Source organism: Psychrobacter urativorans, from assembly GCF_001298525.1.
Lineage (GTDB): Bacteria > Pseudomonadota > Gammaproteobacteria > Pseudomonadales > Moraxellaceae > Psychrobacter > Psychrobacter urativorans_A.
This window is the reverse complement of the sequence record NZ_CP012678.1, coordinates 1,351,859-1,373,883: the sequence shown is the minus strand read 5'-3', so window position 1 is coordinate 1,373,883 and position 22,025 is coordinate 1,351,859. Positions and strand designations below refer to the sequence as shown.

At 42.9% G+C, this 22,025-nt stretch carries 19 protein-coding genes and 2 tRNA genes; 7 read left to right on the top strand and 14 right to left on the bottom strand.

Annotated features, from left to right (window positions below):
- Positions 1-6: 6 nt before the first annotated feature.
- From glmS to hisF, 7 genes are all read right to left on the bottom strand, one after another.
- A complete protein-coding gene (glmS, locus tag AOC03_RS05985; protein ID WP_062534213.1) occupies positions 7-1,851 on the bottom strand; it encodes a glutamine--fructose-6-phosphate transaminase (isomerizing) in 1,845 nt (614 codons plus the stop codon).
- Positions 1,852-2,020: 169 nt separating this feature from the next.
- Positions 2,021-3,403 carry a bifunctional UDP-N-acetylglucosamine diphosphorylase/glucosamine-1-phosphate N-acetyltransferase GlmU gene (gene glmU / locus AOC03_RS05980; RefSeq protein ID WP_062534211.1) on the bottom strand — a complete coding sequence of 461 codons (1,383 nt, stop codon included), beginning with the start codon at positions 3,401-3,403 and terminating at the stop codon, positions 2,021-2,023.
- 156 nt (positions 3,404-3,559) lie between these two features.
- Positions 3,560-4,138: a phosphatidylglycerophosphatase A gene (locus tag AOC03_RS05975; RefSeq protein ID WP_062534209.1), complete on the bottom strand. Its 579-nt coding sequence runs from the start codon at positions 4,136-4,138 to the stop codon at positions 3,560-3,562.
- 3 nt (positions 4,139-4,141) lie between these two features.
- Positions 4,142-5,182: a thiamine-phosphate kinase gene (gene thiL / locus AOC03_RS05970; protein ID WP_062534207.1), complete on the bottom strand. Its 1,041-nt coding sequence runs from the start codon at positions 5,180-5,182 to the stop codon at positions 4,142-4,144.
- A gap of 2 nt (positions 5,183-5,184) precedes the next feature.
- Positions 5,185-6,030 carry a transcription antitermination factor NusB gene (gene nusB / locus AOC03_RS12535; RefSeq protein WP_084785787.1) on the bottom strand — a complete coding sequence of 282 codons (846 nt, stop codon included), beginning with the start codon at positions 6,028-6,030 and terminating at the stop codon, positions 5,185-5,187.
- Positions 6,031-6,241: 211 nt separating this feature from the next.
- Positions 6,242-6,763: a 6,7-dimethyl-8-ribityllumazine synthase gene (gene ribE / locus AOC03_RS05960; RefSeq protein WP_062534205.1), complete on the bottom strand. Its 522-nt coding sequence runs from the start codon at positions 6,761-6,763 to the stop codon at positions 6,242-6,244.
- 133 nt (positions 6,764-6,896) lie between these two features.
- Positions 6,897-7,679 (bottom strand): imidazole glycerol phosphate synthase subunit HisF, encoded by a 783-nt coding sequence (gene hisF, locus AOC03_RS05955; RefSeq protein ID WP_062534203.1) that lies wholly within the window; start codon positions 7,677-7,679, stop codon positions 6,897-6,899.
- 232 nt (positions 7,680-7,911) lie between these two features.
- On the opposite strand from hisF, the gene AOC03_RS05950 reads away from it, so the two are divergent.
- The 4 genes from AOC03_RS05950 to AOC03_RS05935 all read left to right on the top strand — a co-directional run bounded on the left by AOC03_RS05950 (position 7,912) and on the right by AOC03_RS05935 (position 11,278).
- Complete coding sequence (locus tag AOC03_RS05950; RefSeq protein WP_062534201.1) at positions 7,912-8,910, top strand: homoserine kinase; 999 nt, start codon at positions 7,912-7,914, stop codon at positions 8,908-8,910.
- A 148-nt stretch (positions 8,911-9,058) separates the two neighbouring features.
- Positions 9,059-9,400 (top strand): hypothetical protein, encoded by a 342-nt coding sequence (locus AOC03_RS05945; RefSeq protein WP_157049292.1) that lies wholly within the window; start codon positions 9,059-9,061, stop codon positions 9,398-9,400.
- Positions 9,401-10,339 carry a class II glutamine amidotransferase gene (locus tag AOC03_RS05940; RefSeq protein WP_062534199.1) on the top strand — a complete coding sequence of 313 codons (939 nt, stop codon included), beginning with the start codon at positions 9,401-9,403 and terminating at the stop codon, positions 10,337-10,339.
- A 24-nt stretch (positions 10,340-10,363) separates the two neighbouring features.
- The gene (locus AOC03_RS05935) at positions 10,364-11,278 is read left to right on the top strand and encodes a hypothetical protein (RefSeq protein WP_062534197.1); all 915 of its coding nucleotides are present in this window, start codon (positions 10,364-10,366) and stop codon (positions 11,276-11,278) included.
- Positions 11,279-11,789: 511 nt separating this feature from the next.
- Here the strand turns inward: AOC03_RS05935 and AOC03_RS05925 are convergent.
- The gene (locus tag AOC03_RS05925) at positions 11,790-12,335 is read right to left on the bottom strand and encodes a YchJ family protein (RefSeq protein ID WP_084785786.1); all 546 of its coding nucleotides are present in this window, start codon (positions 12,333-12,335) and stop codon (positions 11,790-11,792) included.
- A gap of 57 nt (positions 12,336-12,392) precedes the next feature.
- On the bottom strand, positions 12,393-13,109 hold the full coding sequence (locus AOC03_RS05920; protein WP_062534193.1) for a metal-dependent hydrolase: 717 nt from the start codon (positions 13,107-13,109) through the stop codon (positions 12,393-12,395).
- A 53-nt stretch (positions 13,110-13,162) separates the two neighbouring features.
- Between AOC03_RS05920 and AOC03_RS05915 the strand changes: the two genes are divergently transcribed.
- The 3 genes from AOC03_RS05915 (at position 13,163) to AOC03_RS05905 (ending at position 18,445) form a co-directional block, all read left to right on the top strand.
- The gene (locus tag AOC03_RS05915; RefSeq protein WP_062534192.1) at positions 13,163-14,275 is read left to right on the top strand and encodes a DUF3025 domain-containing protein; all 1,113 of its coding nucleotides are present in this window, start codon (positions 13,163-13,165) and stop codon (positions 14,273-14,275) included.
- A 312-nt stretch (positions 14,276-14,587) separates the two neighbouring features.
- A complete protein-coding gene (gene acnA / locus AOC03_RS05910; RefSeq protein ID WP_062534190.1) occupies positions 14,588-17,410 on the top strand; it encodes an aconitate hydratase AcnA in 2,823 nt (940 codons plus the stop codon).
- A 132-nt stretch (positions 17,411-17,542) separates the two neighbouring features.
- Positions 17,543-18,445: a DMT family transporter gene (locus AOC03_RS05905; RefSeq protein ID WP_062534188.1), complete on the top strand. Its 903-nt coding sequence runs from the start codon at positions 17,543-17,545 to the stop codon at positions 18,443-18,445.
- A gap of 199 nt (positions 18,446-18,644) precedes the next feature.
- On the opposite strand, the gene AOC03_RS05900 is transcribed toward AOC03_RS05905, so the two are convergent.
- The 5 genes from AOC03_RS05900 to gltX form a co-directional block, all read right to left on the bottom strand.
- Positions 18,645-18,720: transfer RNA gene (locus tag AOC03_RS05900), tRNA-Glu, on the bottom strand.
- A gap of 128 nt (positions 18,721-18,848) precedes the next feature.
- Positions 18,849-18,924 (bottom strand) — tRNA-Ala (locus tag AOC03_RS05895).
- 123 nt (positions 18,925-19,047) lie between these two features.
- Entirely contained in the window at positions 19,048-19,413 is a 366-nt protein-coding gene (locus AOC03_RS05890; RefSeq protein WP_062534186.1) for a hypothetical protein, read from the bottom strand.
- 98 nt (positions 19,414-19,511) lie between these two features.
- On the bottom strand, positions 19,512-20,021 hold the full coding sequence (locus tag AOC03_RS12670; protein WP_162199617.1) for a hypothetical protein: 510 nt from the start codon (positions 20,019-20,021) through the stop codon (positions 19,512-19,514).
- Positions 20,022-20,172: 151 nt separating this feature from the next.
- The gene (gene gltX / locus AOC03_RS05880) at positions 20,173-21,714 is read right to left on the bottom strand and encodes a glutamate--tRNA ligase (protein ID WP_062534182.1); all 1,542 of its coding nucleotides are present in this window, start codon (positions 21,712-21,714) and stop codon (positions 20,173-20,175) included.
- Positions 21,715-22,025 lie beyond the last annotated feature (311 nt).

Sequence of the window (22,025 nt, the reverse complement as noted above, 5' to 3'; positions counted from 1 at the left end):
GTAAAATTATTCGACCGTCACCGATTTTGCGAGGTTACGTGGCTGATCGACATCGGTACCACGCATCACTGCCACATGATATGACAACAGTTGCACTGGCACACTGTAAACGATTGGCGCTAGCGTTTCACAAACATCAGGCACATACACCACATGCATACGCTCTTCGGCAAGCATTTTGCTCGATTCACTAGCAAAGATGAATAGCTCACCGTGGCGGGCATGGACTTCTTGCATATTGGCTTTAAGCTTATCAAACATGCTGTCTTTTGGCGCCAGTACGACGATTGGCATGTCTTTATCAACCAACGCTAAAGGACCATGTTTTAGCTCGCCTGCCGCGTAGCCTTCAGCATGAATATAGGAGATTTCTTTCAGTTTCAACGCGCCTTCTAGGGCGATTGGAAACTGGAGGCCACGACCTAAAAATAGACAGCTTTTTTTATCTTCAAAGCTTTCACTCATCGCTTTGATATCAGCATCAAGATGTAAGCTGGCATAAAGTTGACCCGGCAGTTTCTGTAGCTCACCAAGTAAAGTCGTTAAACGTTGATTATCAATACGAGATTGAGTCACACCGATTTTGAGTACCAATAGCATTAAGGCGGCAAGCTGAGTGGTAAAGGCTTTCGTTGAAGCCACGCCAATCTCAGGACCGGCAAGCGTTGGTAAGAAAATATCGGTTTCGCGCACTAACGATGACGTTGGCACATTACAGAGTGCTAAGCTAACCAATCCTGCTGGATTTTGCTTTTGTGTATCACGTAATGCCGATAAAGTATCCGCCGTTTCGCCCGATTGAGAAATGCAAATTACGAGCGAGTTATCGACCACAACGGGATTGCGATAGCGAAACTCACTGGCTACTTCAACAGAACAGGGTAGACGCGTCAGATTTTCAAACCAGTATTTGGCAACCATACCTGCATGATAACTGGTGCCACACGCAATCACTTGTACGTTACGAATAGCTGCAAGTTGAGTCTCGTGACGTTGTAAAAAGTCATCGCGTAGTTTTGATGTCTCAGCATTATCAATTGCCATTTCAAGGGTGCGCGCAACCGCATCTGGCTGCTCATAGATTTCTTTGAGCATATAATGCTTAAATTCGCCTTTATCCGCGTTGTACTGCTTGGCATCAATTTCGTGAATTTGACGGCTGACTTCAACGCCATCAGCGTAGACAGTAATGCTGTTGCGTGTTAATTTGGCAATATCACCTTCTTCTAAATACATGAAGCGATTGGTCACTGGTAGCAGTGCCAACTGATCTGAGGCAATAAAATTCTCCCCAATACCCACGCCAATCACCAACGGTGAGCCAAGACGAACAGTAATCAGTTCTTCAGGGCTATCGACATGAATAATACCGAGAGCAAAGGCACCATGTAGTAGTGGGATAACGGCACGAACGGCTTCTAATAAATCAGGCGTTTGCTTATAAAGATCATTGATTAAATGGGCGACCACTTCAGTATCGGTTTGCGAAGTGAATTCATAGCCTTTGGCAATCAGCTCTTCTTTAAGCTCAGCATAGTTTTCGACAATACCGTTATGTACTACCGCAATTTTCCCAGACACGTGCGGATGCGCATTGCGTTGTGCAGGCTCGCCATGGGTTGCCCAGCGTGTATGTGCAATACCGATATGCCCATCAAAAAATTCTGGGTTTACTGCAACCGCATCGACCAATGCTTGCACTTTACCCACTTGGCGCTCACGATGGAGCTCGCCATCACGGATGACGGTCAGACCCGCCGAATCATAACCTCGATATTCAAGACGTTTTAAACCTTCAAGTAAGATATTGGCAATATTACGCTCAGCAACTGCGCCGACTATTCCACACATGGCTAACCCTTAAATTAAAATATATTCTATGATATAAATGAGTATATAACTGCGCACTCATTAAATAAATGTTGAGCTAATATTCTCAGCTCACTAATAGCAATAAGCAGCACCACAAAAGAATTGCCGCGCCGCTTATGGTTTTTTAAATATTTCTGACGATAACTGACTATTTCTGAGTTTTAGTTGGGCGCACATAGCTGCTTTTAGCCGTTTGTCTGGCACGACCAAATGCAAGAGAGTGGGCATCAACATCTTTAGTAATCACTGAACCTGCCGCAATGGTTGCTGTGTTATTAATGGTTACTGGCGCGACTAAGCTTGAATTAGAACCCACAAAAACATTATCTTCAATAATAGTTTGCGATTTATTTATGCCGTCGTAATTACAGGTAATTGTTCCTGCACCAATATTCACGCCAGTACCAACAGTCGCATCACCAATATAGCTCAGATGATTGACCTTGCTACCTTTACCAATGGTTGATTTTTTAATCTCGACAAAATTACCTACCTTACTGTTATCAGCAAGTATTGTATCAGGGCGCAAATGTGCAAAAGGTCCAATATCCACGCCAGCCCCAATCGTGGTGTTATCAATCACGCAATATGGTTTGATATAGCAGGCATTACCAATATGAGCATTTTTAATCACACAACCGGCTTCGATATACACGTTATCGCCAAGGGTGCAATCTCCTTCAAACACAACGTTTACGTCAATAAAGACATCTTGTCCCGCGTTTAAGCTGCCGCGAATATCAACCCGTGTAGGGTCTGCAAACTGTACGCCTGCCACTTGTAAATCAGCAACCAGTTTACTTTGCCATGAGCGTTCTAAATTGGCAAGCTGTTGCCGATTATTCACACCTTCAATCTCAAACGCATGCTCAGGTTCAATAGCGGCAATAGTAATGCCATCAGCAACTGCCATTTTAACGATATCGGTCAAATAGTATTCTTGTTGGGCGTTGTCATTGGACAATTCAGGCAAATATTTATGCAATAACGCATTATCGACGCAATAGATACCGCTATTAATTTCGGTGATTTGTTGCTCGTCACTGCTGGCATCTTTTTGCTCAACGATAGCGACGATATCACCAATCTCGTTGCGCTTAATGCGACCCAAGCCAAACGGCTCATTTACAGTTAACGTGAGCATCGACATACCTGCAGTATTCGCGCTTTGTAATGCTGCCAACGTTTGACCACTAACTAAAGGCACATCACCATATAAAATTAAGCTTTGACCCTCGGCTGGCAACTGTGACAAAGCCATTTTTACAGCGTGACCAGTTCCTAGTTGTTCAGTCTGCGCCACCCAAGTAATCGGTAAATGCGCATACTGATTATCGATGACTGTTTGTACTTGTTCGCCACCAAAGCCATAAACGACAATAGTTTCATCCACAGTAAGTTGTTGACAAGTATCTAGTACATGACCAAGTAAGGGTTTGCCTGCTAAGGTTTGTAATACTTTCGGCTTAGCCGACTGCATACGTGTGCCTTTACCAGCTGCAAGTATAATGACGGAAAGTGAAGATGTCATAAAAGCTCTACAATCAAGAAGTTATAATTATTAACAGCCTTAATTTTAAAAATAGGAAAACTGTTAATCGAAAATTATTACAATAATTGCCTACAATTATAGCGCAAATGTTGAGAGAAAATATACTCAATCATTGTCATAGAATTGTTTACATTTCTATAAGCGCATGGCTAATATAACCACTATCCATACCGCCCCTGCCATGATACCGGCGATGATATCATCGAGCATAATACCTAAACCACCCGCCACCTTTTTATCCGCCCAGCCAATCGGTGGCGGCTTAACAATGTCAAAAAAGCGAAATAAAATAAAAGCGCTAATGAGCCCTAGCATGGCTACCGGTTGCGATATGTTTTGCCAAAAACCATCCTGAGCAAAGCCAAGATAAGAAAATGGTAACAAGGTAATCCATATGCCCGCCCATTCATCCCAAACAATATGCGGATTATCATGACCGCCCATTAGGTCAGAAGTTCGACCGCAAATCCAAACGCCAATGACACAAGATAAAATCGTGATGATGAAAAACGGTACAAATCCCAAGCTCATCAGTAGAATAGCAGCGATTAAGCCGCCAACTGAACCCCAAGTCCCCGGCGCACGACGCGGTAAGCCACTACCCAAACCAATACCGAGCCAATAGACGATACGATCCAACCCGCTAGCATGGGCGGGTAGTGGCGGGCAATCATTGGCTTTGCGGATATCGGGTTTAATCAAATTATCAGTCATATATTAGCCTGTAAAATGTTGATAGCCTGTCAGTGTAGGGAAGATGGGAAAAGGAGTAGGTTGTTGAGCCGTGACGGCTTGACCTTGATAAAATAAAGTAGGGGTTAGTGACAGCGAATTGTTGCTAAGAGAAGATGGGTTATGTAGCGCCACCACTTCACCGATACAAGTCACAGGAGTGTTGCTGACTGGAGGTAAAAGATGCGCAGGCAAGGTAAATGCCAATTCGTAATCATCACCGCCCGTTAATTGACCCTGTAAGCGTTCGGCTAAATCAACGCGAGATAACGGCTTACTGGTTGGCAATTGCTCAAGGTTAAGACGCATACTGACAGCGCTTTGCTTGCAAACATGACCTAAATCTTGATAAAGCCCGTCTGAGATATCAATCATTGCCGTTGCGCCCATTTTTGCCAGTGCTGCGCCCAATTGAATACGTGGGGTTGGCATATGCAAGCGATGGGCAAGCTCAGCGCCAATCTCATTATCCGGATGCTGCAACGCATAAGCGGCATCACCAAGCGTCCCTGAGACATACACCTTATCACCGACTTGTGCACCTGAACGGTACACTGCTGGCGTGTTTGCAGTTAATAATCCTTGCGCACTAATACTCAATATTAACGACTCATTGCGCGTGGTATCGCCACCGATAAGCGTCACGCCAAATAACTGACAGGCGTGAAATAAACCGTTAGCAAATTCGGTCAGCCATTGCTCATTGGCAAGGCGCTCAGGTAATGCCAATGCCAGCAAAATACTATGCGGCGTCGCACCCATCGCAGCCAAGTCGGATACATTAACCGCGACCGCTTTATAACCAATGGCAAATGCCAGCTTATTAACTTCCGCCCAATCGGCACTAAAATGCCGACCTTGTACCAAGGTATCAATACAGCTGACCAAGCGCGCCCCTAACGGTAGCGCCATCACTGCAGCATCATCACCAATACCTTTTTCAATACTGTGCTGATTACCATTGGCGAGGGCGCTATCAACTTGTAGCTTTAAGAATATGTGCTCAATCAGCTCAAATTCAGTCATGACTAGTCGTTGCTTTCTTGAGCATTGCTATCTTGATCACCCGTATCTTTCGCTGCTGCCACTAATTCTTTGATATTAGCATTAGCTTGGTTTGGGCGGTTACGTTTTACGGTAGTACTATTCGCACTAATACGCGGTTTTGTTGAAGCGCTATCAATCACGTCATCAGCCGTATGTTCAGGCGTTGCTACTTTAGCAGCAGTTGGCTTCGCTACAGGCTTTTGCGAAGTGCGTAAATTGGCTTTGGTGTCTGCTTCCACTTCTACTGCGCGTAGCTCAATTGCCATTCTATCGAGCACAGCATTTATCAATTTATGGGCGTCAGTGGCACCAAAATGATTATTCAGCTTCATCGCTTCATCAAGTACGACTTTATAAGGAATCTCTAAGCGGTTTTGTAGCTCATACGCACCAACCAATAAAATGGCGTGCTCAACGGTATCCAGTTTATCGATTTCGCGATCTAGATGTTGACTAATCAAGGCGTCTAGCGCTTCAATCTGCTCTGGAATATCACGCATCATGTCATGATAGTAGCCAATATGTACGGTATGCATGGCGTTGGTTGCGCGCGTACGAGCAGCGATATCATGCGGGGCGTTGTCTTTCCAGCCAAGCTTACCCGTCGTATCAAAGCGGCGATCCGTCATCAACCATTCATACAGACCTTGCAGAGCAAAGCGTCGTGCCTTACGGATAGCGGTGTGACTGGTCTTATAAGAAGACTCACTCATATCGAAGTTTTGGTCACCCGCACTGCTGCTTGCAATACCAACAGCATTGGTAGTATCAGAGGTGGTTTGTGCGGTTTTCGCAGCGCTAATGGCGCGCTTGAGTTGGTCAGTCATAGGGGGTCAATACCTGAGTGTCGAAATGATGTTTTTAAATAGTGTTTTAACAAGAGTCTTTAAATAAAATACAACGAAAAATATAAAGCATAAACGGCTAATAAATATTGCCAGCCGATTATTAATGCTTAAGCGCTGCAAACATTTGCTACAGCGCTCATGAACATTTTAAATTTAATAACTGCTTAAAATAATGCCCGCTTAAATAAAATTAAGCAATGTCGCTACTGTCATCGATATCTAATTGTGACAATACCGCAATCATTTCTAGCACCACCATCGCGGCTTCCGAGCCTTTATTACCGGCTTTTGTACCTGAGCGCTCAATCGCTTGCTCAATGCTGTCAGTGGTCAATACGCCATTGGCTACCGGAATATTATAATCGGTCGCGACATTGCTTAAGCCTTTCGCAGATTCACTTGCGACAAAGTCAAAATGCGGCGTGCTGCCACGAATAATCGCACCTAAAGCAACGATAGCATCAAAACGATCGGACTCAGCAGCGCGCTGAGCAACTAATGGCAACTCAAACGCACCCGGTACACGAATAACGGTAATATTGCTACCCAATACGCCATGACGGAGTAGCGCATCGATTGCACCGTCAACCAAGGACTCAACGACAAAACCATTAAAACGCGCCACTACGATACCAATACGGGCATCGGCATTTTGATGAAGATTACCATCGATATGGGTGACGGCACTGCGCTGCTGTTGTAAATTTGACATAAAGATACCTTTGGTTCTAAGTAGACATTATCGATTAGAGTAAATGGTTATTTTTTTGAATATTATAATAGATAACTGAGTGAAAATAAGTGCTTAGCGCTATGATAACATTTTTTCTAATGCTGTTTTTGTTTTACAAGCGCATCTGAATGCCTTGTGCTGCCATATAGTGTTTGGCTTCCATAATCGTGTGCTCGCCAAAGTGAAAAATACTGGCAGCCAGCACCGCATCCGCGCCACCTTGTAACACGCCATCGGCTAAATGTTGTAGATTGCCAACGCCACCTGAGGCAATCACTGGTACATTCACTTGACTGGTAATTTGCTTCATTAATGGCAAGTCATAGCCTTTTTTGGTACCGTCACCATCCATAGAAGTGACCAGTAATTCACCTGCGCCAAGTGCTGCCATTTTGATTGCCCACTCAACGGCATCAATGCCAGTTGGCTTGCGACCGCCGTGAGTAAAGATTTCCCAGCGCGGCATAAGAATGCCATTCACTGTAATGTCAGCCACGCGCTTAGCATCAATGGCGACCACGATACATTGGTTGCCAAATTTTTGTGCCGCTTCGCCAACAAATTCTGGGGTAAATACGGCAGCTGAGTTAATCGCCACTTTATCTGCGCCCGCATTCAGCAAGTTACGGATATCATCGATTTTACGGACACCACCGCCCACTGTTAACGGCACAAATACCGTTTCTGCCATGCGCTCGACCGTATGATAGGTGGTATCGCGTGCGTCACTGGTTGCAGTAATGTCCAAAAAAGTAATCTCGTCAGCGCCTTGCTCGTTGTAGCGCCTTGCCACTTCGACCGGATCGCCAGCATCTTTAATATCGACAAATTGCACGCCTTTAACCACGCGACCGTTATCGACATCCAAACAAGGGATGATACGCTTTGCTAACATAGGGGTTTTCACCTTATAATCAATTCATTCTATAGGACAAGTGTAGCAAAATCATCGCCATATCAGGCAGATTTTCGCCAAATTAACGCGCTTTTAGATAAAGTTCTGGCATTCGTGCTGTATTTGTCGCGATTGCCGTCATTACTACCATTGAAACTTGTAGTTATTACTGTCTACATTTATTCTTATTTACCTTTCCATTTACCTTTTTAATTGTCATAAGTGAGATGTCATGTCTGTTTATACCCAGTTAACCGATGCCCAATTTGCCGAATTTTGCCAACGTTTTGGCGTGGCGTTTGCTCGTGCCATTCCTATTACTCAAGGTATCAAAAACTCTAACTGGTTTATTCAGACGACAGACGATAATGAGGGCGAGCATTCTTATGTCTTCACGTTATTTGAAGAGCGTCCGCCAAGTGATATCGAAAAAATGGCAGTGATTCTTAATCAATTGGTGGGCAAACTACCCGTAGCCGCACCAATGGCATTGGTTGACGGTAAGGATAAGAGCTATGTGATTCATTATGATAATAAAGCCATTACCCTCGTGCCGTGTTTGAGTGGTGCACATCCGCAGCAAACCACCGAAACCATGTGTGCGGATATGGGCGCAGCATTAGCCGTACTCCATGAAACGTTGCAAGCATTGCAGCCAAGCGAAGACTATGGCGTGGCGCTATATCCGTGGAATGAGGTGCGCGACCGCGAAATCCAGTTCATGCCAAGCGATGAAGCCAAGCTGATGCTTGTTATTTGGCAATCTTATAGCGATTTGCCGCTCGATACTTTGCCAAAAGGCTTATGTCATCTCGATATGTTTGCCGATAACACCTTGTGGCATTTAGACGACAATAACGAAACTTTGAGCGGATTGCTCGATTTTACCGAAGTCAGTGTCGAGCATTATGTGATGGATATTGCTATTACTATTAATGACTTTTGCACCACGTGGGGCGATGCTGAGCAGGGCGAATCGGTTGATTTTGACCGCCAAAAAATGGCAGCATTTTTACAAGGCTACGAGTCAAAACGCACTTTGAATACGGACGAAAAGCAAGCCCTACCAGTCATGTTGGCGAAAGCGGCAGTGATATTTTGGCTGCTACGTCTCAACGTCATTCATTACAACCGTACCGAAGGGCGCACGGGTGATAACATTATGGTTAAGAATCCTGACCTGATGAAACGTCTGGCTGCTTATCATTGGTCGCATGTCGAAAAAGCGTGATATTTATTCAATAAGCTCAACCTGCTTAATAAAATCAGCTTAAGGGATTATAAAGTAAAAAAAGCAAATAACAGCGGCAAATGACAATAGCAATGTGGCGTATTGCCGTCAAAGGTGGCGAGCACTCTATCTCTAAAAGGAATTTACCATGACCGATCAAATCGATAATTGGCACAAACTGGCGCGCTACGATACTAATATACAAGGTGAACTTCACGCGAATTTGCTGCGAAATAATGATATCAAAGTATCCGTGCAAGCATTAAGTAGCCTGCCCGGTATGAATTCAGGTGCCGTATTATGGGTGCAAGATACTGATTTGGCACAAGCGCAGCGTATTTTGTCAAGCATTAATACTAATCTTAATGATGCTGACCTTAATAATATTGACAGCACCATCATACTCGATGGTACGAAAGACGAGAGTATAGTAGACAATATAACGACTGACGATAATGGTCATAATATTAATAAAGGCGGTAATGCATAAATGTGTCAACTTTTAGGAATGAACTGTAATACCCCAACCGATATAGGCTTTAGTTTTGCTGGATTTCGTCGTCGTGGTGGCATGACAGATAGCCATGAAGATGGCTTTGGCATTGCATTTTTTGAGCGCAGCCATTGTCCATCGAGTAATGGTAATAGTAACGGCAATACGAATAATGAAGAGTCGCAAAATGCCTCAACCGGTTTGCGTTTATTCCATGATAACCGCCCTAGCCATTTATCCCCCGTTGCTGATTTGGTCAATAATTATCCTATTAAAGCCATGAATGTCATTGCCCATATCCGTAAAGCAACGCAAGGACAAAACTGTTTGGCAAATACCCATCCCTTTACCCGTGAAGTGTGGGGCGAGCAGTGGGTATTTGCGCATAATGGGCAGATGAATAAAGAATTCATTAAACGCTGCCAGCGCTTGCAAGATAACGGTAATGCCTCGCACTGCCAACCCGTTGGTTCAACCGATTCGGAAATGGCGTTTTGTTACCTGATTAATCGCTTAAAAAGCAGTTTTAAAACCCGCCCCGATGAACAAACGTTATTTAATTTCTTAACCACCCAATGTCGATATTTGGCGGCAAATGGCTTGTTTAATTGCTTGATATCAAATGGCAGTTGGCAGTTAGCGTACGCTGGTAGCTTATTGTTTTATCTCACGCGCCAAGCACCGTTTGGTGAAGCAAAATTGGCTGATGATGATTTAGCCATTAATTTTGGCGATGTGACCACTGATAAAGACAAAGTGACCATTATTGTTACTGTTCCGCTCACTGAAAACGAAAAATGGCAGCAGCTAGCCGTTAATGAATGCTTGATTTTTCAAGATGGCGAAGTTCTCTATAAAGACAGTCCAAGCCAGCGTAAGTTTTTGAGTATTGAGGAAGGAATTGCGATTGCACGGGCGGTTGGGGCGAGTGTTTAATGGTAGCTTACAAGGGTAACACTCATGAATAATATTAAAGATTTTTATGTTTTGCGTTATTCTATCGTTAAAGAGGAACCCACACTTATTGAAACGAAAAATCTCCCAGAGCTTAAAGGTGACACTATTTTATCAACCCTTTTATCAGGATATTCATGGGAGACAAGAGGGGTTAGTTATGCGTTTATAGGTTTTTCTAAGGAGGTTATAGACGACTCGATATTTTACGTTGGTAAAATTGCTAAACTGAAAAAAGCGCAGCTTGGTGTTAAAACTTCTGAAGATATAGTCGAGCAGGAAATAGATGACTGGAAAGCAGTTATTCTTATAGTAGATACTAAAAATCAGTTTATTTTTGCTAGAAAAACCTCTTTATTTGGTGATGTATCTCAGATATGTAATTCAATACAAATAGGAATTAATAAAGTAGTCATTCCTGAATATAACTACAAGGTATTCGTTGAACCTGTTCCTTCTAAAGGTAAGTTTTGGGAAATTGTAGATAATAGCGCAAAAATTTATAGATTAGAGTTGATGATGATATCTCCTAATATTATGGAGACAGATAAAACAGCTCGTGCGGCTCTTGAGAATATGAAAAATTTATTTAATCAAGAGAAGACAATTATAAAGATGGAAAATTCAGCAGGAGAGCTTATTATTCCGTATGAGCCTATTGACGGTTACGTGAATTATATTGAAGAGGGCGAGGGAAAGTGGGAGCTTGTAACAGATGATCATAAAACAAAAAAGAAGAAAAAATATAATAGTGACGGAACTCCAGAAATTTTAGAGGTTGATACCGAGGAATTAGAAAAAAATAATTTAGAAATAATGGATACTAAGCAGCTAGAGCTATATGAACTTAGTATATCGCGTACGAATAAATTTCTTTTAAATATCAAGGACTATATCAAGGGTAAAGTGAGAACGCTTTGAGGAATCTTTTAATGGTCTTTATAGTCAGCTTAATACTTGTTGCTATAATTAACTATATAGCGATGGTTCAATATCTTTGTATGTTGTTAGACAATATTACTCCATATCAAAGTGCTATCACTATATTGATTACCACTATTTCTCTATTTATTTATAACCACATAGATACAATCATCAAAGATATACCTGAGGTTCTAAGAGATACAAAAAAAGATTTATATAATAGCGCTATAGACAGTTTAACAGCACTTAAGAATGAAATAATATCCAATCTTATACTAGCCGTTAGTATTCTACTGGTAAGTTATATTGTAAATAATCTGAAATTCTTTTCATGTAATATTAATTACACCTCAGCCAACCTGAATTTATTGGCTACAATATTTTTTTCGCTAACTTTAATTTATATAATTTTTGATCAGATATCTGCTTTTAAGTTTTCAAGTGAATATCGTTCTTTGATAAAAAAGGGTTAATAGCGTGTTGATAGAGTTAGGTTATGAGAGAGTAGCTACACTAAATAAACCCCACAACAGCGCTTAAACTTCTCTCCAGACCCACAAATACACGGCTGCTTTTGGCTCACGGTCATGTCAACCGTTGGGTCAAGGAAATACCATCGTTCATTTTTCTGATTAGCAGATTTGTCGGTTATTTTTACAAAAGCAGATAGTTCATGATGCGCTTGCAACCCATGTTCAGTATTGTAGAACGCTTTAAATTCAACTTGCGCGCGTCGTTTGCCCAGCTTTGGCGTATGTTTTACTATCTCTAATCCTGCCCAATCAGTCTCTTTTGCCCATGATGATATCGATTCAATATCGAGCAAAGTTTGTTGCGCAGGGAAGGTGGTTTTAACAATATAATCTGGTTTAATCAATACAAAAGCACTATAACGGCTGCGCATCAAACGTTCTGCGCTGTCTGCCTTTATGCCATCTGTTTTATCAATATTGTCATGATAGTCCTGACAGCAGTTTTTATAAGACAACAGTGTGGTTGCCGCGTCTGTTGGATTGATTTGGCAAGGGCAGGTTAGGGACGCATTGATAGACATCAGTAGGACTCGTTTTTAAAATAAAATATGACGGTTCAAGGCGATTAATAGTGCAAGCTATCTATTCAAATTATCTATTAAATCAGGTAGCACGCCAACCTTAAGCTGTGCCCAATGAGTTGGGTCGCGCAATTGCTCCCAAAACGGTGCAAAAGGTGGCGCGGCATACACCAATAATGCCAGCAGCACATACAATAATAGATACCACTGTTTATCTTTATGTTGATAAAACTTCATGGCGGTGCCTGATGAGCGTTTCAGCGTCATCCCCGATAAATTCACGCTATACATCTCGTCAAGCGACAAATGTACCATCGCGCCACCAAATAAGAACAGCCCATAAAACCAGCTGATAGACAGCGGATTATGCAAGCCGTAATAGTTCAAACACGTCAGCCCCAGCCCCAAGATTGCCATATACGGTACCGAATGAATCACACCGCGATGCACCGTCATGCTAGTGAATAAGCGGAAGACCACATAACGCATAAAGCCGTAACCTGCCAGCCATAAAGCAATCAGCGCCACCAAGCTCAGCTCACTACGCCAATGCATCACCAAGCCAAATGCAAAGATAAAGGAGGCAATATTGAAGCCAAGCTTAATCGGCGTTGAATTATCAGAATCCAAATCGGGTAACAAGCCGCCTATCGTACCCAAAGCGACACACATCAAAAATCCTGAATCATTAATCAATCCGGCTTTGTACACCGTCAAGCCAAGTACGCCACTGACTGCAAATGCGCCATTTAAGTGGGTATTAAAATTTGCCATAAAAACTTACCATAGACCAGTCGCCAAGCGGAAAAAAAGCGCACTATGATACCATGAGTCACCACGCCAAATGCATAGAGATTGATATCATAGAAACCACACGACCCGTAGAGATTGTCATCATGAACGATACTGTTCCACCAACTCCATCATTCACCACTCCTAAAGCGTCACTTGATTTAAGCTTTGCTGCGATTGACTGGCAAGCGCCATGGATGGCACATATCAGCCACTTACGCTTTCTTAGTGAGAGGGTACAAAATCTAAGCAATCGTACAGAGTGTTCGGCTAAAAATGTGGAAGCGCAAAAGATTGATAAAGCGGAGTCTGATAAAAATTCTGGTAAAAGCAGCACCGTTATTGCTGACTTATTGAATACTGGAATGTGTCAACAAGCTGAGAGAACCCAGCATCAGCCACAGACCAAACTGTTACTAGCCAAATCGATATTAAATAATCAAGCGCATACCTTAAAATTTGTAGCGCAAGATGATTTGCCAGAAGGCATAGGCTATGAGCATTTTATTGGCACGACAGGCAATATTCCGACCCGTGAAAATTTGCATGATTTATTTAATGGCAGTATTTGGCTGACCTTTCCAAAAACCAAAGCCTTGCTGAATTATCATCATATGCTTGAAATGGCTGCGCAAAGTACGAACGCTATTGATAGTCCAAAAAATCCCCGAGGGCGAGTACGCGATACCATTACGGTATTTGATGAAAATGGCGCGATATTGGTGACGTGTGAGCCAGATATTGGTACGGCATTGATTGATTTTAATTGGCAAAACAGTTTGGTTGCGCCGCGTGCTGAGTGGGATAACCCATTGGCGCCACGTAATGATGCCAAGGCGGCAGTATATATTTTTGGTCATGCCTTGCTGGAGCAGCTTATCGAGCCGCGTAAAACCTTATGCGCCCATAGCGTGGTGTTGAACGTGTCGCCCGATTTCTTTACGCAAGCCTTGCCTGAACGGATAGCGCAGATAGATACGCTGCTGGCAGAACATATGCATCATCTACTCTCGCAAGAAGCGGTTACGCCGCGTCAGCTTGCTCCCTTACCGATATTGGGCGTGCCGCATTTTTGGGCAGACAATGTTAATCCTGAATTTTACAGTGATAGCCGAGTCTTTCGTAGTGGTCGCCGTACTTCCCTATAAGTCGGACGCCCGTATAAATAGCTACCTCTTTTAACTATAGATTATTGCTTAGGTACTAACTCTCTGTTTCGTTTACTGTTTTGCCACCATTCGTTAAGCAGTTAGGGTTAACAACTGTGCGCTTATTTGCTATGGTAAAAGGACGCTTTTATCGATTGAAATGGTTTTTATGGCGTTTATTAATGCGCTTGTGAGTAGCGTTATCTAAGGAAACCGGTTTTAATATTATTGATTTTCTCTTCAAGAAGCTATTTAGCCACCTGTTATACCGATAGACCTAACTTAATCTATAGCATAAATAAGGAAGCTACCATGAGTGACATTTTTAACGTAAAAGATACTCTAACCGTCGCTGGCAAGGAATATGCCTACTATAGTTTACCGACATTGGCAAAAACCTATCCGCATATCGAAAAACTGCCATTTTGCATGAAAATTGTACTGGAAAACTTGCTACGTAATGAAGATGGTGGACAGTCGGTGGGTAAAGAGCACATCGAAGCCGTCGCGAATTGGGATGAGGGCGCTGCCCCATCGCAAGAGATTGCTTTTATGCCCGCGCGCGTGGTGCTCCAAGATTTTACGGGTGTGCCATCGGTAGTGGATTTGGCGGCAATGCGTGATGCGGTGGTCAAGTTGGGTGGTAAAGCCGAGCAAATTAACCCTTTTATCCCGAGTGAATTGGTCGTTGACCACTCGGTACAAGTCGATGTTTATGGTCGCGAAGATGCGCTCGATTTAAATAAAAAAATTGAGTTTCAGCGTAATAATGAACGTTATGAATTTTTACATTGGGGCAGACAGGCGTTTAAAAACTTTGTCGTCGTACCACCAGCAACCGGTATTGTGCACCAAGTGAATTTGGAATATCTAGCGCGCGTGGTCATGGCAGCTGCCGTTGATAATGGCGATGGGGTCGAGCTGACCGCTTACCCCGATACGGTTTTTGGTACGGACAGTCATACGACTATGATTAACGGTATTGGCGTGCTTGGTTGGGGCGTTGGTGGTATCGAAGCGGAAGCAGCAATGCTCGGACAACCGTCGTCGATGCTGATTCCACAAGTCGTTGGCTTTGAGTTGACAGGACAGTTGTCCGAAGGCGTTACCGCGACTGATTTGGTACTGCGCGTTGTTGAGATGCTCCGCGCGCATGGTGTGGTGGGTAAATTTGTCGAATTTTATGGTGAAGGCTTAAACAATATGCCGCTTGCTGATCGTGCCACCATTGCCAATATGGCACCAGAATATGGCGCCACTTGTGGTATTTTCCCGATTGATCAAATCGCCATTGAGTATCTGCGCCTATCTGGACGCGATGCGGCGCAAATTGAACTGGTGGAAAAATACGCCAAAGCTCAAGGTCTCTGGCATGATGCTGATACAGAAGATGCTTGCTATTCAAGTAAGCTTCATCTGGATTTAGCCACGGTTCAGACCTCACTTGCCGGACCAAAATTGCCGCATCAACGCATCAATTTAGCGGATATGCATAAAAGCTTTAGCTCCACTTTAGAGACCATGACTAAAGATCGTAAGGCTGCCATTAAAGGTAAAGATCGCTTTGAAGAAGAAGGCGGCAAGCAAGCGCAGGCGAAATCGTTAGCGGCTGAACCAAGCGCCTTTTGTGATGTCACGAGTAATTTTTGTAGCATCGTTGATATTAATGATGAAGAATACAATTTGCGTGATGGGGCGGTGGTTATCGCGGCGATTACTTCCTGTACCAATACCTCCAATCCAGCGGTTATGATTGGCGCAGGACTGGTCGCTAGAAATGCCGCCGCAAAAGGGCTAACCGCTAAGCCGTGGGTAAAAACCTCCCTTGCACCCGGTTCAAAAGTCGTCACCGATTATCTTGAAAAAACCAAACTCATGGACGAGCTGGAAAAAATTGGTTTCTACTTGGTGGGTTATGGCTGTACCACTTGTATCGGTAACTCAGGACCCTTGCTTGAAAGTATCGAAAAAGGCATTGAAGAAAATAACTTGGTCGCCGCTGCCGTATTATCCGGAAACCGTAACTTTGAAGGGCGCATTCACTCTCACGTGAAAGCCAATTATTTAGCATCTCCGCCATTAGTGGTCGCTTATGCGCTGGCAGGTACGGTAGATATCGATATGACTACCCAACCATTGGGTCAAGACCGTGAAGGCAACGATGTCTTCTTAAAAGATATTTGGCCAACGTCTGCAGAGATTAACGAGCTGATTGCTAATAATATTGATGCCGAAATGTTCCATAAAAACTACGGTGAAGTATTTAATGGTAGCAAGGAATGGAATGCGATCGCCTCTCCCGACAGTCAACTTTATCCATGGAGTGAAGCGTCAACGTACATTCAAAATCCGCCCTTCTTTGAAGGTATGACCATGGAACCAGAAGGTATTCCTGATATTGAGAATGCGCGCATCCTTGGTATGTTTGGCGATTCTATTACCACCGACCATATTTCACCTGCGGGCAATATTGATGCGGATTCTCCTGCTGGCTTGTACTTGCAATCACGCGGTGTGATGGAAGCGGACTTTAACAGTTATGGCTCACGTCGTGGTAACGATGCCGTCATGACACGCGGTACTTTTGCCAACATTCGTATTAAAAATCTCATGATGGATGGTAAAGAGGGCGGTTATACCTATTACTTTAAAGGCGATAAAGCTACCCTGAAAGATGGTAAGCAAATGGCTATCTATGATGCGGCAATGAAGTATAAAGAAGACAAGCGTCCGCTCGTGGTGCTCGGTGGCGACGAATATGGCTCAGGCTCGAGCCGTGATTGGGCAGCGAAAGGTACGATTTTACTAGGTGTTAAAGCCGTACTAACGGGCTCCTTTGAGCGTATTCACCGCTCTAACTTAGTCGGTATGGGCGTGTTGCCATTAACCTTTAAAGAAGGTGAAAATGCGCAAACCCATAAGCTCGATGGCTCCGAAGTATTAAGTATTACCGGACTCAATAACGGTGAAAGTAAAACGGCAACTGTTACTGCCACGCGCGCTGATGGTTCAACAGAAACCTTTGAAGTCAACGTCATGCTCCAGACGCCAAAAGAGCGTGAATACGTCCGTCATGGTGGCGTACTCCATTATGTCTTGCGTCATCTAGCCAGTGACAGCATCAATGCCTCATAAGACATGTTAACTTCTTTTAGTTGAAGAAAAGCCCAATCGTCATGATTGGGCTTTTTATTGGATGATATAATCAAACTGTTATTTCAAAGTATTTTTATCTTAAAACTATTCTGCAGCCAAACTGAGTACACCATGACCCGACGCGACCTAATTACCTTTTTCACCTTATCTTTTATGTGGTCGCTGTCTTTTATATTCTATCGTATCGGTGTGCCTGAGTTTGGCTCGTTAGCATTTGCCAGCCTGCGGGTGGTATTGTCGGGGTTGACCATGTTGGTTTTTGTGCTGTTAAACGCAAAAAATCGCCAAGGTATTCGTGAAAATTACAAAGTGCTTGCCGTGGTTGGCTTACTTTCTGCTGCCATTCCGTTTGTCCTGTTTGCTTTTTCAGCACAGACCATCAACGCTGGTGTATTGGCGGTGCTCAATGCGTCTGTACCCATGATGAGTGGCTTTATTGCCAGTACTTTTTTTAAAGATAAACTGTCTAAAAAACAAATTATCGGTTTGATTATTGGTATTGTGGGCGTTTTTATTTTAATGAGTGAAAGCTTATTTACTGAGCAAGGGCAAGCGGTAAGTTTAAGCTCAAGCTTACTACCGATGGGTTATGGTTTATTGGCGTGTGTCGGTTACGCAACGGGGGCAAATGTCACCAAAAATTATCTGTCCGAGATATCACCCATTGCTATCACTGCAGGTTCGCTCATTATTGCCAGTTTAATTATGCTGCCTATTGCTATCTATGCCTTTCCGTATGGACAAAGCATCAGTGTAACAGCATGGTCATCGGTCATTTGCGTTGGCGTATTCTCGACTGCTATCGCGCTTATTTTTATGAATCAGTTGATTAAAAATATCGGTGCCATGAGGGCGACCAGTATTACCTTAGTCATTCCCATTTTTGCGATATTTTTTGGTTATGTGTTGCTTGATGAGGCATTAGATATTGGTGCCATTATTGGTTCAGTGGTCATATTATTTGGCACGTACTTATCTTTAAATTTATCTTTGAAGAATTTGGCTCGGTCATAAAAGCTGGTTTATAAAGGTTCATTGGTAAAAATGCTTACTCAGGCAAAAACACTTACTCAAACATGAGCTGTTTATACCAATAAAAAACGCATAAAAAAAAGCCCAATCACAATATACTGTGATTGGGCTTTTTAGTGGTACGCTTGTTAGTCTAATCCGATGCTTTTTAGCAACAGTGCTAACAATTGACGCCATGTAGTGGCGTCCCCACGGGGGTTCGAACCCCGGTTACCGCCGTGAAAGGGCAGTGTCCTAGGCCACTAGACGATGGGGACGCATAGGGTTGTTATAAAATATCTATAACGGTAACAACATCAGATTGCTTAATAAGCGGTGCCTAGACTGATGCTGTACAATTAGCAAGTAGTTTATCATAAACAGTGGAGACTTATCATAAATAGTATGGTGGAGCTAAACGGAGTCGAACCGTTGACCCCTTGCATGCCATGCAAGTGCTCTACCAACTGAGCTATAGCCCCTCGCTAAGAGTGAGCATATTTTAGGGAAATAAGGGGGGTATGTCAACACCTATTTTAAATAAATCGCAATAAATATCTTAAAAACTGAATTTAATACGATTTCATCTGAATTATCCGTACAAATTATCGTGGATTTTGCTTACTAGCGATTTCTTTAATGGCTTTATCGGTAGTAAATTCTGCTTGCGTGCCATCAGCAAACAGAACGGCACAACATTCAGTCGGAACAAATCTGCCACTATTTTGGATGACTGCCATGATGCCTTTAAAGCCAGTGATATCCGTTGCTTTTAATGAGGCTAATTTGCTATCGGTATAGCCGCAGTAAGTGGTATATATCCACTTTAAATCTTCAAAGTCCTGTCCAGCAGACAGTGTGAGGTTGGTATGATAAAGCTCTTCGACGACTTTACGATAATAGTGCTGCGCTTCTTTTAACGTTGGAAATACAACGTCTTGGCTGTCTATCGTGACGGTTTTGGCTGCCATATTTATGTCCAGTTGAGGTATTCATTAAAATAATAGGAAGTAGGGTGAATTAGTGAGTGCGTAAACTGCTGTTTTTATCATTTTTTATTTAGAGCTTATTAAATTGCATTACCGCCAGCGCTATTCCATGCTTTGGTAAAGCCTGTTACTGGGAAATAGAATGTCTCATTATTATATTGAATTTTAATAGGTGAAGTGGCTGTTTTAAATAGATTAATGATATAACTGTCACCACGATCTGTTTCAGGAGTTAAGTTAAAATAATACTGTTCCGTATCTGTAAATTTTTGACACCAACGTAACATCTTGACCGCTTGACCATTAAATATCATCGTAATGCTATCGGGCGTAGTGGTTCTATATGTACAAACATTAGTATCTTCGGCATAGTAATCGCTAAAGTAAAGTCTTTGATACCCTGAATTAGAGTGTGTGATTTGGGCTGTAAAAATTTTAGTCTCATCACTGTAGTCACTACTATATTCTATTACTGCACTTCCATTGCCTAATTGCGTCCAAGATACAGAAGTTTCGAATCTAGTAGCATAACTTGGCGTTATTACAAAGTTGCTTATAAGTATTAGTACCAAGAAAGTTATCTGCTTCAAGTCTTTCATCTCCAAATTGATAAAATAAGCCAAACAAGTATACAGTCTACAATATTTTAGTTTTTTTGAAAAAAACTAACTTCTAAAAAAAGGCATGTATTCTATATTCGTAGAATTCACGCCTTTTAGTATTATTGCTAATCTATTTTGATTAACTGTTTTCTAGAAAATCCGGAAACTCAGCTGCTTGTTTCTCAAGCTTTTTCAGTTTTTTCTTACCTAAACTACCAAGTACTTCAACGCCATGACGTAAGCGGTTAAGCGTCATATCCGCGCCAATAATTGCCATCGAATTCATCACTGGTGTCGATGAGGTGCTACCGGCAATGGCGACAAAGAACGGTGCCATAAAGTCGCGCATTTTAATATTAAGCTCGGTCGATAGCCCCTGCATGGTAGCGTAGATGTTTTCTTCTGACCATGTCGGTAGCGTTTCAAGCTGCCAAATAGACAGTTGTAGCATTTCTATGATTTGCTCATCTGATAGTGACTTGTGGCTAAAGCTTTCAGCGGTGATTTTCGGTAAATTTTGGAAATAGAATCCACCCCAATTAACGGCATCAGATAGCAACTCGATACGGGGTTGAATGGCAGCTGCCATGGCGGTTAATTTATCGCTATTATTTGCCCAGTCAAGAATTTTGTTTTTCAGTTCTTCAGGGGTTAGGGCACGTAGCCATTCCGCATTGAGCCAGTTTAGCTTTTCGATGTCAAAAATAGGGCCGCCAAGCGAGACACGCTGAATATCAAAGCTGGCAATCATTTGCTCTAAGGTGAATTTTTCTGCTTCGTCAGGCATAGAATAGCCCATACGTCCGAGGTAATTCAACAGGGCTTCAGGTAAGACGCCCGCATCACGATAATAAGTGATTGAGGTTGGGTTTTTACGTTTAGACAGTTTTGATTTATCAGGATTACGCAGTAATGGCATATGGCACAGAACCGGCATTTCCCAACCGAAATATTCATACAGCAATTGATGCTTAGGTGCCGAGTTGAGCCACTCTTCACCGCGTAACACGTGGCTAATGTCCATCAAATGATCGTCAACAACGTTGGCTAAATGATAGGTTGGCAGACCATCGGTTTTGAGCAATACTTGCATATCCACTTGCGCCCACGGAATCTCAACGGTGCCGCGCAGCATGTCTTCAATACGGCAGACGCCTTCCGTTGGTACGCGCATACGAATCACAAACGGCATACCGTCGGCGACCATTTTATCGGATTCTTCACGTGTTAAGTTGGCGTAGCGACCATCATAGCGCGGTGTTTCGCCATTTGCCATTTGGGCGGCGCGCATAGTGTCTAATTCTTCAGACGTACAAAAGCAGCGAAACGCATGGTCGCTATCGAGTAATTGCTGCGCATGTTGTTTATAGATATCCGCGCGTTCGCTTTGGCGATAAGGGGCATGTGGACCACCAACGTCAGGACCTTCCGCCCAATCCAAACCTACCCAACGCAGCGCATCCAAAATCATTTTTTCAGACTGCTCGGTTGAGCGCACTTGGTCGGTGTCTTCAATACGTAAAATGAATTCGCCGCCATGTGCTTTAGCAAATGCCAAGTTAAATAAGGCAATATAAGCGGTGCCGACATGAGGAAAACCAGTAGGCGAGGGCGCAATGCGAGTACGGACAGGACGGCTGCCGTTAGAATGAGTCAATGTTTGCGATAAGGTTTGGGTCATAGTAGTCTCAAAATGTTGTTGTTAATTAAAGAGAGTCAGTGAAAGAGTAGGGGTTAAAAAAGAAGCGAGATGGCGTAAAATAATGCCCCATTATAACAGGGATGGCTAATATTTTTGCCGAAAAGCTCAGATGGTACTTGACTACAGATGTATCCTTGCGATAATAACGCAAGACAAGTCATAACTTGTTTATTTTCATCTAATTATTGGCCAAATTGGTCGTCATTTACTGAGTTATTTGTGTCAATATCAAATTCTAAGCCAAAGTATAAGCCAAATTCTAAAGTCCATCCTTTATCTGCCGCAGATGC

Coding starts and splice junctions, on each gene's coding strand:
- AOC03_RS05950 (WP_062534201.1), top strand. CDS start 7,912: ATGTCTGTTTATACCCAGTTAACCGATGCCCAATTTGCCGAATTTTGC.
- thiL (WP_062534207.1), bottom strand. CDS start 5,182: ATGACTGAATTTGAGCTGATTGAGCACATATTCTTAAAGCTACAAGTT.
- AOC03_RS05940 (WP_062534199.1), top strand. CDS start 9,401: ATGTGTCAACTTTTAGGAATGAACTGTAATACCCCAACCGATATAGGC.
- glmS (WP_062534213.1), bottom strand. CDS start 1,851: ATGTGTGGAATAGTCGGCGCAGTTGCTGAGCGTAATATTGCCAATATC.
- acnA (WP_062534190.1), top strand. CDS start 14,588: ATGAGTGACATTTTTAACGTAAAAGATACTCTAACCGTCGCTGGCAAG.
- glmU (WP_062534211.1), bottom strand. CDS start 3,403: ATGACATCTTCACTTTCCGTCATTATACTTGCAGCTGGTAAAGGCACA.
- ribE (WP_062534205.1), bottom strand. CDS start 6,763: ATGTCAAATTTACAACAGCAGCGCAGTGCCGTCACCCATATCGATGGT.
- AOC03_RS05915 (WP_062534192.1), top strand. CDS start 13,163: ATGAGTCACCACGCCAAATGCATAGAGATTGATATCATAGAAACCACA.
- nusB (WP_084785787.1), bottom strand. CDS start 6,030: ATGACTGACCAACTCAAGCGCGCCATTAGCGCTGCGAAAACCGCACAA.
- gltX (WP_062534182.1), bottom strand. CDS start 21,714: ATGACCCAAACCTTATCGCAAACATTGACTCATTCTAACGGCAGCCGT.
- AOC03_RS05945 (WP_157049292.1), top strand. CDS start 9,059: ATGACCGATCAAATCGATAATTGGCACAAACTGGCGCGCTACGATACT.
- AOC03_RS05890 (WP_062534186.1), bottom strand. CDS start 19,413: ATGGCAGCCAAAACCGTCACGATAGACAGCCAAGACGTTGTATTTCCA.
- hisF (WP_062534203.1), bottom strand. CDS start 7,679: ATGTTAGCAAAGCGTATCATCCCTTGTTTGGATGTCGATAACGGTCGC.
- AOC03_RS05975 (WP_062534209.1), bottom strand. CDS start 4,138: ATGACTGATAATTTGATTAAACCCGATATCCGCAAAGCCAATGATTGC.
- AOC03_RS05905 (WP_062534188.1), top strand. CDS start 17,543: ATGACCCGACGCGACCTAATTACCTTTTTCACCTTATCTTTTATGTGG.
- AOC03_RS05920 (WP_062534193.1), bottom strand. CDS start 13,109: ATGGCAAATTTTAATACCCACTTAAATGGCGCATTTGCAGTCAGTGGC.
- AOC03_RS05935 (WP_062534197.1), top strand. CDS start 10,364: ATGAATAATATTAAAGATTTTTATGTTTTGCGTTATTCTATCGTTAAA.
- AOC03_RS05925 (WP_084785786.1), bottom strand. CDS start 12,335: ATGTCTATCAATGCGTCCCTAACCTGCCCTTGCCAAATCAATCCAACA.